The 14,556-nt window shown below is 61.7% G+C and carries 12 protein-coding genes; 8 read left to right on the plus strand and 4 right to left on the minus strand.

The window, feature by feature from the left end; genetic code table 11:
* Nucleotides 1-4: 4 nt before the first annotated feature.
* From METLW3_RS0123520 to tssI, 4 genes are all read right to left on the minus strand, one after another.
* Entirely contained in the window at nt 5-937 is a 933-nt protein-coding gene (locus METLW3_RS0123520) for an acyl-CoA desaturase (protein WP_245267496.1), read from the minus strand.
* Nucleotides 938-1,818: 881 nt separating this feature from the next.
* Nucleotides 1,819-3,156, minus strand: coding sequence for a type VI secretion system baseplate subunit TssK (tssK, locus tag METLW3_RS0123530; protein ID WP_024882174.1), 1,338 nt, complete (start codon nt 3,154-3,156; stop codon nt 1,819-1,821).
* Between the two features lie 196 nt (nt 3,157-3,352).
* The gene (locus METLW3_RS26505; protein ID WP_024882175.1) at nt 3,353-3,916 is read right to left on the minus strand and encodes a hypothetical protein; all 564 of its coding nucleotides are present in this window, start codon (nt 3,914-3,916) and stop codon (nt 3,353-3,355) included.
* Nucleotides 3,917-3,928: 12 nt separating this feature from the next.
* Nucleotides 3,929-5,917 carry a type VI secretion system tip protein TssI/VgrG gene (gene tssI / locus METLW3_RS0123540; RefSeq protein ID WP_024882176.1) on the minus strand — a complete coding sequence of 663 codons (1,989 nt, stop codon included), beginning with the start codon at nt 5,915-5,917 and terminating at the stop codon, nt 3,929-3,931.
* Nucleotides 5,918-6,078: 161 nt separating this feature from the next.
* Between tssI and METLW3_RS0123545 the strand changes: the two genes are divergently transcribed.
* From METLW3_RS0123545 to tssG, 8 genes are all read left to right on the plus strand, one after another.
* Complete coding sequence (locus tag METLW3_RS0123545) at nt 6,079-7,497, plus strand: type VI secretion system ImpA family N-terminal domain-containing protein (protein WP_064033510.1); 1,419 nt, start codon at nt 6,079-6,081, stop codon at nt 7,495-7,497.
* A 222-nt stretch (nt 7,498-7,719) separates the two neighbouring features.
* Nucleotides 7,720-8,223: a type VI secretion system contractile sheath small subunit gene (gene tssB, locus METLW3_RS0123550; RefSeq protein WP_024882178.1), complete on the plus strand. Its 504-nt coding sequence runs from the start codon at nt 7,720-7,722 to the stop codon at nt 8,221-8,223.
* 55 nt (nt 8,224-8,278) lie between these two features.
* Nucleotides 8,279-9,772, plus strand: coding sequence for a type VI secretion system contractile sheath large subunit (gene tssC, locus METLW3_RS0123555; protein ID WP_024882179.1), 1,494 nt, complete (start codon nt 8,279-8,281; stop codon nt 9,770-9,772).
* 114 nt (nt 9,773-9,886) lie between these two features.
* Entirely contained in the window at nt 9,887-10,393 is a 507-nt protein-coding gene (locus METLW3_RS0123560; RefSeq protein ID WP_024882180.1) for a type VI secretion system tube protein Hcp, read from the plus strand.
* An 84-nt stretch (nt 10,394-10,477) separates the two neighbouring features.
* Nucleotides 10,478-10,960 carry a type VI secretion system tube protein Hcp gene (locus tag METLW3_RS0123565; protein WP_024882181.1) on the plus strand — a complete coding sequence of 161 codons (483 nt, stop codon included), beginning with the start codon at nt 10,478-10,480 and terminating at the stop codon, nt 10,958-10,960.
* Nucleotides 10,961-10,971: 11 nt separating this feature from the next.
* On the plus strand, nt 10,972-11,511 hold the full coding sequence (locus METLW3_RS0123570) for a GPW/gp25 family protein (protein WP_024882182.1): 540 nt from the start codon (nt 10,972-10,974) through the stop codon (nt 11,509-11,511).
* Between the two features lie 4 nt (nt 11,512-11,515).
* Nucleotides 11,516-13,459 (plus strand): type VI secretion system baseplate subunit TssF, encoded by a 1,944-nt coding sequence (gene tssF, locus METLW3_RS0123575; RefSeq protein WP_024882183.1) that lies wholly within the window; start codon nt 11,516-11,518, stop codon nt 13,457-13,459.
* A complete protein-coding gene (tssG, locus tag METLW3_RS0123580) occupies nt 13,456-14,553 on the plus strand; it encodes a type VI secretion system baseplate subunit TssG (RefSeq protein ID WP_134188161.1) in 1,098 nt (365 codons plus the stop codon). Before tssF ends, tssG begins: the two co-directional genes overlap by 4 nt.
* Nucleotides 14,554-14,556: the final 3 nt, after the last annotated feature.

Raw genomic sequence — 14,556 nt, forward strand, 5'->3', positions numbered from 1 at the left:
CGCGTCAGGCCCAAGCCGCCTCGCCGAGCGTGGACAGAACCGCGCGCATCGCCTCGCGATTGCTCAGCGTGACATAGGCGTAGCCACATTCTTCCATCGCTGCTCTCGTCGCCTCGCGCATTTTCGCCAGGCGGCGACGCGACAGGCTCGGGAACATATGATGCTCGATCTGGCTGTTGAGGCCGCCGGTCAGCCAATCGAGAAAGGGCGAGCTCGGCGTGTTGCGCGTCGCGCGCGCCTGCCGGTCGTAGAATCCCTTCGACTCCTTGGCGTCATAGACTTCCATGCCCGTGTGGTTGAGCACGAAGACGAAGGCGAGGATGAAGCCGCCGACGAGCTGGGCGCCGAGGAACCAGAGCCAGCCGGTCCAGGCCGGCCCCGGCGTCAGCATTCCCGCGAGCGCGAAGCCCGACACCCAATGGGCGACGCAGAGCGACGCTTCCCACCATTGCTTGTTCTTGGCCGCGACCTCTATGCTCTGCCAGCTCCAGTTGAAGCGCGCGACCGAGAGGATCGGGAAGAACAGCGGAACCTGAAAGCGGGGCAGAAAGAAGGACAGCGCGCGCCCCAGCCCGGCGCGCCGCGACTTGGCGTTGTATTCCGCGAGCGACTTGTCCCAGACCAGCCAAGGGGGGGAGTCGATATCGCCGTCGATCGGCGTGAGGCTGCCATCCTCCTCGACGCGGCAAGCGTTCGGGAAAGCGTGGTGAAGCTCGTGCTTCTCGACCCACCAGGTGGAGCCGAATCCCTGGGCGAGCGCGATCAGCCGCAGCTTCAGACGCGCCTTCGTCTCGCCGCGGGGACCCCACTGGCTATGCGCGACGTCATGACCGAGATAGGCCGTCCGCGGATAATGCAGGCCGAGAACGAGCAGTCCGACCGCCGCAGCGACGCCGCCCTGTGCGAGCAGCGTGAAAGCGAGGGCGGGGGCCGCCACAAGCTCCAGGCAGCGAAGCGCCTGTTCCCAAAAGGGCACGCTGTAATAGCCCTGCTCATGCGCCCAGCTCCTCAACGCAGCGATACGCTGGGCCAGGCCTTTTGCGTCCGGGGCGCCGTCTGGAGCATCGAGGGTGGCCGAACTTGCATGTTGTTGGTTCAATGGAATACCCGGGTAGCACGCTCGGCTACTGTCTGAGGCCGCAGCCTCTGCCTATCGGGCGAAGACGGGGCTTTTGTCAAATTTCTTTCACGGAAGAAGGGGTCGATCGGCATCGATCCGGCTCGAAAATCGGGGCCGCTAGGCCGGTTGGCCCAAGAAAAACCGCTGTGTCGAGAATTTTTGTCGCGGGGACGCCGGCATTGTGCAGCTTTCGCCTGTCCCATGGCGACGAGAGCAGCCAAGTCCCTGCTTCTGGACTCGCTCGCCGGCAGCGTTGGACGTCCGTGACAATTCCGCGGCTTGTTCTCATGCGTCAGTCCTGGGCGTCCGCCTCGAGCCTCGCCCGCCGAGGCGCGGCGACTTGGATTTTCTCGGACGCCCGATCTATAGTCGCGCTCACGGAAAAGGTCCGCATCCGTCGCCCGCGACTTTCCCGTTTTTACAAAATTTCCAATGCTGACATTCGCGGATATCCGGCAGAGACCGGAGCGATGACGATTGCGCCCAAATGGGCGGGACCGGACTTCCACGAAGTCAGGCCATTGCCTGACGCGATCGCCGAGCGCACGCTCCGACGGCGCTGCGGAGACGCCGGCGCCAACATCGATCCGCGTCCAATCTCCGGCCAACGATGAGAAACCCGGTGTGAATGGGGGACCCCTCGAAATTGAAATGATCGAACGGAATCGTTCGATCCAACCGCATTCGCACCCTGGAATTTAGAGCGCCTCCTCCGCGATCGCCCAGAGCTCGAGCTCGAGCTCCGGCCAGTCGCCGGAAAAATGCAGCCCGATCGAGGCGGCGACGGAGAACTCCCGCCACAGCGGCGAATGACGATCGAGATAGAAATAGACATGATGCGAGATCGTGCGAATTTGGCCGGGCGGCGTCGGCATATGCACGAGCGGGATTCCCGGCAGATTGGCGTAGACGATATCGTTCATGCGATTATTCGGCCCGACCTTCAGCAGCTGCGGCAAGAGCTGCTGAATCTCCGACGGCGGCCGATCGCTCGCCACTTCCAGCACCAGCGTCGCATTGCCGAGCAGCGCACGGTCGCGGATGGGCGAGATATAGACATTGGGCGCCCGCTGAACCAGCTCCATCCGACGCGCGCGCCGGCTCGTCCGGGCGCTGAGAAACTCTTGCAGATCACGCAGGATCGGCTCGAAGACATTCTCCAGATCGTCGTGATCATAAGCCGGATAAATGCGGCTGCGACGCTGCTGCGAGCCGAATGTCGCGAGCTCGCCGGCGAGCGAGGCGAGCGATGTGTAGAGCCGCTCCGGATGCGTATAGCCCGACTGGCGCAGATGGCGCAGCAAGGGCGCGGCGCGATTGAGCGTCTGCAGCAGCAGATAGTCCGCGCTCTGCATTCCGCCGCCAGAGGACGGATCGGCGGCATAGCGCGCCAGCTCCTCGAGCTTGTTATCGACCCAGCCGATCACACGGTCGATCCATCCGGTCACGACGCTATGCGCCGCGCAGACGAGCAGCGGCGGCGCGAAATTCGGATCGAAGATGATGACCTTGTCGCGTATCTCCAAAATGCGCGCGATGGCGAGGCAATCATATCCCGGCTTCGGCCGACGGCCGATCTCGAGCTCGAGACGCAGATGCGCGACGTCGATCTCCTCTTCGTCGCGCATCTCCGCGACCGAGTCGATGATCGTCTCCACGCCTTCGGTGAAACGGCTCGCCACATCTTTCGCGCGATAATCGACCTCGCGCGAATTGGGCGAGGCGTTGGGCAATGTCAGCCAGACGGTGAGGCCCGCCGCCTTCGCCGGCGCCTCGATGGAGGCCGGCGCCGGACCTTCGCCCGGAATATCGAAAGGCGTGCCGTCCGGCATTACGCCCGCCGCCTTGCGCAGCGCGATCTTGCTCTGCTGCGCGAGATCGGAATCGATCTCGAGCTGCGCGAACCCCCAGGGGTAGGGACTGGCATGCCGGGTGCGGCTCTCGATGATGCGCTCGAGATAGCGATCATTTTGCTGGAGATGGTGCGGCCGCAAGAACAAACCTTCCCGCCACACGACTTTGCTGCGCCACGACATTGTTCTCGTCCCCTCGGATGCGCGGGTCGCTCCATCTCGTCGCATTGTGAGATATCGCATGTGAGCACGCCGGAAAGACCCGCTGTTCTTTCTCGACGACCGTTCTACCCGCGCAGAAGCGCACCCTCGGTGAGAAAACCCACAGCGCTGTGAACGGCGCAAAGAACTTTCGTTCCTTCCGTCGCGCGCATTCCCATCACGCGATCTGCGCGAGGCGCAGAGCCTCGTCCAGCCAAAGACGAAAAGCGTCCTCCCGCGCCGACGGCGTGAGCCGGCCGGCCGCGAGCATCAAGGCGCCGCGCACGCAGCCGGGCGCCAGTCCCGGATCGACGACGAATGCGACCGCTTCCGCCTGGCCGCTCGAGCGCAGCCAGACGCTCGGACCGCAATAGGCGGCCGCGTAAGCGACGCTCGTCGCAGGCGTCGGCCGCGCGGCGCAGCGCGCGACCTCGAACGCCTGCGCGCGCAACCGCTCCTCCGGCTGGCGAACCCAGGCCTCCGCCGCATCGAGCGCGTGACGATCGAGATCGGCCGCCGTCGGCTGCAAGGCGCGCAAATTCTGACAGGCCCACCAGACCGCTCTACGACGCTCGAGCCAATAGGCGCAAAAGCCGACGGCTTCCGCAATTCGTCGAGAGGCTCGCAGCTTCGCCACGAATTCGAGCGGCGTCTCCCTCGTCGGCGCGACACCGATCTCACGCGCCGCGGCAGGGAAAGCCGCGAACAGATCATCTGCGGTCGAAAATCTCTCGCGGATCATCACGCGCCTCCATCAAGGAACCGGAGCCACGACGCCGACCGCCTTCAAAGGCCCAGGGACCATCATGGGACCGACGGCGTTGATCACGCCCGGCCCGACGGTGAAGGTCGCGCCGCCGGCTTGAAGCACGATCGACACGCCCGCGACGAGCGTGATTGTCGCCCCCGCCATGATCGTCACCTCGCCGCCCGCCTGGATCGTGATCGCGCCCCCCGCCTGCGTCGTCTGCTCGCCGCCGACCGTCACATTCTGATTGGCGCCCACTGTCGTTTTGTCGCTCATGGCGATCGTCGCCTCGCGGCTCATGCCGACTGTGAGCTTGTCCTCGCTCGCGATCGTGACCTTGCGGTCGCCGCTCATGACATTGAGCTCGTCATCGCCCATCTTGATCGTCGTCTTGCGTGACGATTGTCCGACCGGCGTCTCGAAACGCTCGCCGATCTCGCGTGTCTCAGCATGCTCGATCGTCGATTCGAGATCGCGTTCGGCATGAAGCCGTATCTTCTCCTGCAACTTCGCGTCTTCGAACATCAGCTCATTGTAACCATTCCCGCCGGTCGAACTGTTCGACTTCACGCCCGACTGCGTCTTATTCGCGGGCAGGCAGTATGGGAGCCCATTATCCTTGTTGTAGACGGCTCCGACGATCAATGGCCGATCAGGATCGCCCTCGAGAAATTCGACGACAACCTCCATTCCGACGCGCGGTATAAACTGCCCGCCCCACTTTGCGCCCGCCCACATTTGCGCGACCCGCACCCAGCAGGAACGCAGATCGTCGCGATCCCAATAGAAGCGCACCATCACGCGGCCGTAGCCGTCGTCATCGACGTCGATCTCCTCGCTATCCTTGCCCTTGCGCGCCACCACCTTGGCGGTTTGCGGACCATGAATCATCGGCTTCGGCGTCGCCAAGGGCGCACGAAAAGGCCGATCGCTCGGATGCAGCTCGTAGGCGCCCTGATAAGGCCGCGCGTCCGCGCCCGCGCCCGACCGATAGGCTTCCATCGCAAAACGATGCGTGCAGCGCGCGATCAAATATTGCTTGTTTTCTTCATCGGTCGGATGGCGTGTCACGCTCACGAGGCCGCCGGGGAAAAAGTCCGCCGCGTCGCCATCCACGAAGCGACGATAATCACCCGCCTGCGCGGCCTCCAACCTTATTCGCGCATAATGCTTGCCGATATCGCGCTGCTCATATTTGCCAGGATAGTCGTAATATTCGAGCGCCGACTTGTCATAACGCTCTGTGGCGCTCGCCTCACCGGACATGTCGGCGTTGGGCGCGGTAAAATTGTAATCACGCAGCGTTACCTTGCCGGTCTGCAGCTTGCGATTGGAGGACCATCCAAAGAGACGTCGCGCCTGCGCATGAATGGAGCCGAACTCCTTTCCCGCATATTCGATCGTCGGCGTGTTCGGCAGCGCGCCATGAGAAGACGCCGAATCGGCGAGCACGAGCCTTGCGCCGTCCTCACTATGCTCGAAGAAATAATAGACGCCATGCTGCTCCATGAGCCGCGACACGAAAGCAAAATCGCTCTCCCTATATTGCACGCAATAATCGAGACACGGAAAGTCGCCCGACAGCGCCTTGCGAAAATCGATCTCACGCTTGCGTAGCACCTCCTCGATGATCTCGATCGCGGTCTTTCGATGCCAGATCGCGCAATTGCTCGTACGTGTTAGCAGCCAGAGCGACGGCCGCAACACGAAGCGATAGGCGAACAGATCGCCGCGCCGCCCGATCGCCTCGGCCTCCACCGCAATTCCGCTGAAATGGCGCGTTTCGCCATGGCTTCCACGCAAGCCGACGCTGCACGAACGTCCGAGCGCCTGGTCGAAATCGATCGTCGCCTCGCGAGAAAGCGCCAGCACGCGAAACTCGAAAAGCTCGCTCAACCCCTCCGTCCCTTCGAAGCTCTCGACGACCAAACGCTCGTCCGCGAAAGGCGATTTGAACGCGGCGAGCCGCTTCTGCTGATCGAGACGACTGTCCATTGCGGTTCACTCCCTGCCGCCAGCGTCACCGCCAGCGTGCTTCCTCGACGCAAGCTACTCGCCTCTACGGATCGCGGGCTGTGGCATAGGCCACATCGCGCATGCCGTCGGCGCACGAAAAGGAGGCGGGAGCCAACGCAAACCATAGAGTGAGGCAAATCATGACCAAAATCGACTTCACTACGGCGATCGCGCCACTGTCCGATCGCGACCCCTGTGGTCCCGACCTCGATCTGCAAGGAGACGACGACTACTTGAATTTCGTCGCCGTTGCCGAGGGATTGCTGCCGACCGAATATTTTCGCGACGGCGAAGCTTTCGACGCCTCGCAACCGGCAATGCTCGCACATTTCGATCAGATCGGCGCTCTCATGCGACGAACGCGCGACATACGCCTGTTCTGTCTCGTCGCGCGCTTCGCCATTCTGCGTCGCGACTATGAGCAATTCGTCGGCGCCGTCCACGCCATCGCCGAATTGCTCACCGCCAATTGGGAAGAGGCCCATCCCGGCGCCGAAAACGGCTCCTTCGCGCTTCGCGCCGCAGCCCTCGGGCCGCTGAACGAGTCGACCGTCATCTTCCCGCTCCAATACATGCCGCTCTGCGAGGATCGCCGCTTCGGCGTTATCCATTATCGCGCCCAAATGTGCGCGGTCGGCGAAGCCAAGCCCAGGGAAGGCGAGCCCATTCTCTCCTCACTGTCCATTTCGCAGGCTTTTCGGGATTGCGAAAGAGAGCGACTCGTTACGAAGCGGGTCCTCATCGACCGACTGGCCGAGGCGCTCGAGACCATCCACAGCTGCTTCGGCCGAATGTGCGGTTTCGACAAAACGCCGCGCCTCGACAAAATCCGCGCGACCGTGGCCGGAATGCGCGCCTTGCTCACCGAAGCCGCCGGCGACGAGCCGAAAGGTGACGCTGCCGCGAACGGGAAGCCCGAACCTCGACATTACGCCGACAGTCGCATCGACGCCCCCGCCCATGCGCGCCGCGCTCTCGACGCTACGATGGACTATTTCCGACGACACGAGCCTTCCAGTCCGGTGCTGCCACTGGTGGCCAAGGCGCGCGACATTCAAGGCAAGTCGCTCGCCGAAGTGCTCGAGTCTCTCGTGCCACGGCATGCCTCCGACGCCGAATATGAAATCGGCGACCAAAAGTTCTTCGCCCTGCCGCTCGATCTTTTGACCCAGGTCACGCCGCCGGCAGAAGGCTATTGCGAAGACTCGGGCGCCGAGATCGAAACAGAGCCGCACGCCCCGACGCACGAAGACGCCGAAGAGCAAAGCGATCCTCATTATGACGAATGGAATGAAGCGCCGACCGACGAACCCTATGTCGACCATCTTCCACTCGCGGCTGCGTTTCCTATCCCGCCCGAACCGATATTTCGCGTCGCGACGCGCGCCGAAGCGATGCAGCTGCTCGACGAGACATCGCGCTATTTCCAGATCGCGGAACCGTCGAGCCCGATCCCCTGGCTGATCGCCAGCGCAAAAAAGCTCGCCGAAAAAGACTTCCTGAGCCTTCTCGGCGAGCTCCTGAAAGAGCGCGCGCTGAGCGATCGCAACGCCGAATGACGCTCGAGCCGATCACGCGAAACGCCGGCGCTCGCCTTGTGACTTTAGTCACCGCCACAATCGATCACTTCGAGCAATTTGCGCTCCAGGACAAATCGCCGACCCGCACGACAGTCAACGACGCGGCCACGACGACGGAAACACGACGTCCTGAAAGCCCCGGAGATATCCCCGGGCCGATGCTCGCACCCACGACCATCGCACCGAAGCGAGGACAGACAAATGACCCGACAAAGCAATAGCGGACAGAAGTTCATCAGCCGCAACCGCCCGCCGCGCGTCCAGATCACCTACGCCAATCCGACCAATTCCGAAGAGAAAATCGAGCTCCCCTTCGTGATGGGCGTGATGGCCGATCTCTCCGGCAATGCGCCGAGCACGCCGAAAGAGGAGATGACGCAGCGCAAATTCCTCGAATTCGACATGGACAATTTCGACCAGCGCATGGGCGCTGTCGCGCCCGGCCTGGCTTTGCGCGTGGAGAATAAGCTCGCCGAAGAGCCGGGCGAGAAGCTCGCCGTCAATCTTCGCTTCGAGACAATGGCCGATTTCAATCCGGCGTCGATCGCCGCGCAGACGCCGGCGCTGGAGAAGCTGCTCGAGGTGCGCACGCAGTTGGCCAATCTGCTTCGCTACATGGACGGAAAGGCCGCCGCCGAGGAGCAGCTGCGCAAGCTCCTCAAAGATCACAAGCTGATGGCCGATCTGCGCGACAGCCGCGCCTGAACCATTCCGCCAACCAGCTTTCCGCAACCCGCCTTCGACACGAAACGAGGATCATATGTCCCAGGAACAGGAAATTCTTCACCCCTCCGAACCCTCCCAAATCGTCATCGCCGACGAATTTTCCGAGGTGCTCAAGCAGAGCTTCAAGCCGCGCACCGAGCGCGCCGAGACCGAAGTGCAGAACGCCGTCTCGACGCTGATCAAGGAAGCGCTCGCCGACACGGCCGTCATCAAGGACGATGTCGTCGAGACGATCGAGGCGATCATCGCCGCGATCGACGAGAAGCTCACTTCGCAAATCAATGTGATCTTGCATGACGCCGATTTTCAGAAGCTCGAATCGGCCTGGCGGGGCCTGCATCACCTCGTCTATAATTCCGAAACCGACGCAACGCTCAAAATTCGCGTGATCAATGCGTCGAAAGAAGAGCTCTATCGCCATCTCCGCCAATATCCGGCCGCGGCATGGGACCAGAGCCCGCTCTTCAAGAAAGTCTATGAGGAGGAATATGGGCAGCTGGGCGGCCGACCCTACGGCTGCCTCATCGGCGACTATTATTTCTCGCAGCGCGCGACCGATGTGCAGCTGCTCCGTGATCTCTCGAAGATCGCTGCTTCCGCGCATGCGCCTTTCATCGCCGCCGCCGATCCGACGCTGATGGGCATGGACAGCTGGACCGAGCTGTCCAACCCCCGCGATCTCTCCAAGGTCTTCGACACGCCGGAATATGCGGCATGGAAGGGCTTGCGCGATTCGGACGACGCAAAATACATCGGCCTCTGCCTGCCGCGCGTGCTCGCGCGAGAGCCCTATGGCGCGAAGTCCGAGCCTGTGCCGCAATTCGCTTTCGAGGAGGATACGGACGGACATGCGGGTGAAAACTACGCTTGGATGAACGCCGCCTATGCGATGGCGTCGAACATCAATCGCGCCTTCAAGGAATATGGCTGGTGCACGCGCATTCGCGGCGTCGAATCGGGTGGCGAAGTCGAAAATCTCCCCACCCATACATTCCCCACCGACGACGGCGGCGTCGATCTGAAATGCCCGACCGAAATCGCGATCAGCGATCGCCGTGAGGCGGAGCTCGCGAAATCCGGCCTCATTCCGTTGATCCATCGCAAGAACACCGATCGCGCGGCCTTCATCGGCGCACAGTCTTTGTTCAAGCCGAAGGCCTATCAGAATGATCCGGAAGCCACCGCGTCCAGCAACCTCGCCTCTCGCCTTCCCTATATGTTCGCGGTCAGCCGCTTCGCTCATTATCTGAAGTGCATGGTGCGCGACAAGATCGGCTCCCATCGCGAGAAGGAGCAGCTCGAGCGCTGGCTGCACAATTGGATCCAGGACTATGTGGACGGCGATCCGACCAATTCGACCGAAGATGTGAAGGCGCGGCGTCCTCTCGCTGGCGCGTCGATCTCGATCGTGCCGAATGAGGAGAACCCCGGCTATTACTCCGCAACATTCGAGCTGCGTCCGCATTATCAGCTCGAAGGAATGGACATAGGCCTGCGGCTCGTTTCACGCCTGCCGACAGGCAAGTGAGACTCGAGCACGCAATGTGGCTTCCGCCACATCCGCCGAAGCGTTTCTTCTTCATTGTAGAACCATCGTCGAGATCGACGAGATCCAACAACGCAATACTGAAAGGAACTCGATATGTCTTCTAATGCTTTTCTCCACATCGCCGGCATCAAGGGCGAGTCGAAAGCCGAATACGCCGAGCTGAGCCCGAAGGCGGAGTGGATCGATATCCTCGATGTCAACTTCAACATTCACAATCATTCGAGCTCCAGCTATGGCGGCGGCTCTGGCGTCGGCAAGGCGGACTTCGGCGCCATCTCCTTCGTGAAGCGCTACGACAAATCCTCGCCGGGCCTCATGCATTTCTGCGCCGTCGGCAAGCACATTCCGAAGGTGCAGGTGAAGCTCTTCAAATCCTCCGGCGACAAGGAACCGCTAGAATATATCACGATCGTGATGGAGCAGTGCTTCATTACCAGCGTCGTTCCCTCGGGCCTCACTACCGGCGAAGGAATGGAGGCGATCGGCCTCTCCTTCGCGAAGTTCGACCTCTCGTATAACGAGCAGGACGCAGACGGAAAGAAAGTCAAGGGCGGCCAGTTCGCCTGGGACCTCAAGGCGCTGCAGGGCAAGGCGAGCTGAGCGAGGACGCTGCGACGAGCCGCTGCGCGACCATCGTCGCGCAGCGGCGACGACGAAATGCGAGAATCGCCGAGGAGCATTTCTATGGGTTCGACCAATTACACATTGCAGATCGACAGCGTGCGTGGCGAAGCGCGGCGCGGTGGAAAGGACGATCTCGTCGAGATTCTCGGATTCGAATATGGGACCACCGCCAATCATTTCCAAGGCGAGCCGGGACATAAGCGCCGCAGCTATTCGAATGTGCGCTTCCGCAAGATCGTCGATCGATCGAGCGTCACCATACAGCAGATGCTCGCGCAGAATACAAAGTTACGGAAGGCGACTCTCAGCCTGACAAAGGGCGGCGGCGAGCCGCTCGTCTATTACACACTCGTTCTCAAGGACGCGTATTTTGTGTCCTACAAGATTTGCGGCGAGGACGCCGCCGACGAATTCGCCGCTCTGCCGAAGGAGGAATTCGAGATCAGCTACCGCCGTCTCGAGGTCGAATATGAGGCGCAAGACGACAAGGGACTGAAAGACGGCGCCGTTTCCTTCGCCGACGATATTGCGACCAATGATTGAGGGAGGCGGAAATGGCGGAATCGCTGCGAAACAGAGTCGAGTCTTCATTGCTGCACTGCTTTCGTGCAGCGCATAAGGCGAAGGATACGCGAACGAAGCTTACTGCCGGCGCGTCGCAGCGTTCGGCGACGATTTCGCGCGAAGGCCAGCGCGTTGCAATTGCGGAATCGGCCCTCAAAGAGGAAGTTGCCCAGCATGTCGAAACGCTGCTCAATTGCGTCGCTGTCGATTCGACGATCGATCTCGAGCGGTTTCCACGGGCTCGACGCTCGGTCTTGAATTACGGCTTCCCGAGCATTGCGCGTCTCACCATAGACGAATTGGAGCGTTCAGGACTCGAGTCCGAGATCGAGAGGACCTTGCGCAGCTATGAGCCGAGGCTGATCGCCTCGACGCTGCAGGTGACGCGGGACCGACGCATCGACCCGGCCGAGCTCACCATTCGTTACATCGTCCGTGCCGAGCTGGCGAGCAAGCCGCTTCCCCTTCCTATGGAATTCATAGCCGACGTCGAAGTCACGACCGGAAAGATTCAAATTCAGCAGAGGTGACGCCATGAACCGCGAATTCCTCGATCTCTATGATCGTGAGCTCGATCTCCTGTACGAACATGGACGAGAGTTCGCCGAAGAATATCCTGGCGTCGCATCGCGTCTCGGCGGCCTGGCGCGCGATTCTATGGACCCCTCGATCTCGGGCCTGTTCGAAGGGTCGGCGTTTCTCGCCGCGCGCGTTCAGCTGAAACTGAAGCACGAGTTTCCCGAGTTCATCAACAATCTCCTGGAACAGCTCGTCCCGAATTTTTTGGCGCCGACCCCCTCCATTTTCCTGGCTCAGATTCGTCCGCCTTTCGGCGACCCCGCTCTGAAAGAAGGACGCGTGATCGCGCGCGGGACAAATGTGGACGCGGCCTATGTCGAGCGAGACCGAGAAGTCTCTTGCCGATACAAGCTCACAGCGCCCGTCGAGCTCTGGCCATTCGAAATCGCCGCCGCGGAATATTGCCAGACAGCGGCGCCACTGGTGGCGCTCGGGGTGAAGCCGGGGCCGGAAACGGTCGCCGGAATGAAGCTGACCCTGAGCATGCGCTCGGCGGCGGAACACCGGGAGAGCAACGGAGCCGCGCAAGATAGTTTTTCGTCCTGCCCCGTGGAACATCTGCCGATTCATTTATGCGGCGCGGAAGCCGAATCGGTCGGCCTCTATGAGCAGCTGTTCGCGCATTGCACCGGAGTGTGGCTGCGCTCCGTCGATGAAACGGGCGAACCGATCGTGATCTCGCTCGGACGGGAGGCGATCGGCGAGATAGGCTTTGGCGACGACGAGGAGCTGATCCCGTCGGACGATCGAATTTTTCGCGGCTTTGAGCTGCTGCGCGAGTATTTCACCTTTCCACAGAAGTTCCTGGGCTTCGATCTCCGCGGTCTGCGGCGCGCGCTGGCGCGAATGCCAGCGAGCTCGATCAGCGTGATCTTCGGCTTCGATGAGATCAATTCGCAGCTCCCCGCCGCGGTTCGTCCGCAAATGTTTTCGCTTTTCAGCGCCCCGGCGGTCAATCTGTTCGAGATGACGACCGATCGCATCCGTATTCGCAAGAATCAGCACGAGCATCAGATCCTGCCGGACCGAAGCAAGCCGCTCGATTTCGAGCCCTATCGCGTCCTCGATGTCTTCGCCTATATGTCGGGCGGCGGAGAAAAGCGTCCCGTGCGTCCGCTCTACACAGCGACGGCCGACGAGGCGTCATCGTCCGATCTGAGCTACACGATTCGAAGATGTCCACGTCGCCACTCGGAGGACGAAAGGCGGCGCGGCGTCGCTTCCAATTACACGGGCTCCGACGTTTTCATCTCGATCAGCGAGCCGGCGTCGCTGACCACGGAAAGCGAGATCGCCGAGCTCGGCGTTCGAGCGTTGTGTTCCAATCGGCATCTTCCCGAACATCTGCCGGTCGGGACCGGCAAGGCCGATTTTCGGCTGACGGACGATATGTCTCTCGACGTCGTCTGCGCCGCAGGGCCGACGGCGCCGCACGATGCGGTCGTTTCCCAGATCAAGAGCCGCACAGAATCGGCGCATTCCGGCGTCGTCGCCTGGCGTCTTTTGAACATGCTCAGCCTCAACTATCTCGGCCTCAGCGAGCATGGCGGGGGCAAGAATGCGCTGGCGCTTCGAGAGATGCTGGCGACATTCGCCGACGCCGCTGACAGCTCGGTCGAGAAGCGGCTGCGCGGAATCAGATCGGTGGAGAGTCGCCAGATCGTGCGCCGCTTACGTCGCGCAAGAGGCGTCGGGACGGCGCTCGGCGTCGAGATCACGGTCACAGTCGACGACAAGGCGTTCCAAGGATCAGGCGCTTTTCTGCTCGGCGCGGTGCTGGATCGGTTTTTCCCGGCCTATGCGGGGATGAACAGCTTCACGCAGCTGGTGATGCGCACCAGCGAGCGCGGCGTGATCATGCGTTGGCCGGCGCGAATTGGCTCGCGGAGGCTGATGTGACCTATCTCGAACATTTGGCGGACGAACCCTGGCGCGTCGATTTCTTCGACATGATGCGTCGGCTCGAGCGTTCGCTCGGACATGCATCCGACGAAGCAAAGGCCAAGCCCCGGATCGGCGATAGCGCGTCTCGCAAGGACGAGACGATCGAGATCGACGGCAAGGCTGTCGCGCTGTCCTTCGGGCAGGATCCTTGGATGAGCTTTCCGGGCTCCAATGTCGCGCGCGTCGAATGGCGTGAGCACGCGAAGGGCGCGGACGGTGAGCCGGATTCGGCGGAGGAAAGCGAACGGCTGCACGTCGTGCTCAAATTCCTCGGGATGCTCGGCCCGCAGGGCGCTTTGCCTCTATCCGTTACCGAGGAGGCACATGGCTGGTCTCTGCAGCAGGACCCGTCTTTCCCGCATTTCTTGGATATTTTCAACAATCGATTCCTGCAGCTCTTCTACCGGGCCTGGGCGGATTCGCGCGCCATTGTGCAGCATGATCGTCCAGACTGTGATCGCTTCCAGGATTATGTGACCTCGACCATCGGGCTCGGCACGCCGCCCTATCGCGGGCTCGCCGCGACGCCAAAAGGCATTTCCGTCTATGCCGGTCTTTTGGGTTCACGCACGAAGTCTGGCGAGCGCCTCGCGGGCGCTATTCGCGGACTGTTCGCGGTGGAAGTCGAGATCGAGCAGCTCGGCGGCGGCTGGCTCACGATCGAGGAAGGCGAGCGCAACAGGCTCGGACGCAGGAACTGCGGCTTGGGCGGCGATCTGATGCTGGGCGCGGCATCCTTCGGATTCGATCACAAATTCCGCATTCGGATTTTCGTCGAGGATATGAAGCGCTATCGCGACTTCCTGCCGACAGGTGAGGATTGCCACAGACTGAACGACCTTCTTTTCTTTTATATCGGCGAAGAAATGGAATGGGACGTCGAAATCTCTCTTCCAGCGACGCAGACGACTCCGATTTCGCTCGGGCGAACGGGAGAGCTCGGCTGGACCAGCTGGATGGCGCCGAACCGCGCGAGCGGCGAGCGACGCTGCGACGCCCGCTTCGATCCGGCGAAATATGCGCGCGCCGCTAAGCAGCGGATGCAATGAATT

The organism is Methylosinus sp. LW3 (assembly GCF_000527115.1).
Classification (GTDB): Bacteria; Pseudomonadota; Alphaproteobacteria; order Rhizobiales; family Beijerinckiaceae; genus Methylosinus.

Coding starts and splice junctions, on each gene's coding strand:
- tssK (WP_024882174.1), bottom strand. CDS start 3,156: ATGTCGTGGCGCAGCAAAGTCGTGTGGCGGGAAGGTTTGTTCTTGCGG.
- METLW3_RS26505 (WP_024882175.1), bottom strand. CDS start 3,916: ATGATCCGCGAGAGATTTTCGACCGCAGATGATCTGTTCGCGGCTTTC.
- tssI (WP_024882176.1), bottom strand. CDS start 5,917: ATGGACAGTCGTCTCGATCAGCAGAAGCGGCTCGCCGCGTTCAAATCG.
- METLW3_RS0123545 (WP_064033510.1), top strand. CDS start 6,079: ATGACCAAAATCGACTTCACTACGGCGATCGCGCCACTGTCCGATCGC.
- tssB (WP_024882178.1), top strand. CDS start 7,720: ATGACCCGACAAAGCAATAGCGGACAGAAGTTCATCAGCCGCAACCGC.
- tssC (WP_024882179.1), top strand. CDS start 8,279: ATGTCCCAGGAACAGGAAATTCTTCACCCCTCCGAACCCTCCCAAATC.
- METLW3_RS0123560 (WP_024882180.1), top strand. CDS start 9,887: ATGTCTTCTAATGCTTTTCTCCACATCGCCGGCATCAAGGGCGAGTCG.
- METLW3_RS0123565 (WP_024882181.1), top strand. CDS start 10,478: ATGGGTTCGACCAATTACACATTGCAGATCGACAGCGTGCGTGGCGAA.
- METLW3_RS0123570 (WP_024882182.1), top strand. CDS start 10,972: ATGGCGGAATCGCTGCGAAACAGAGTCGAGTCTTCATTGCTGCACTGC.
- tssF (WP_024882183.1), top strand. CDS start 11,516: ATGAACCGCGAATTCCTCGATCTCTATGATCGTGAGCTCGATCTCCTG.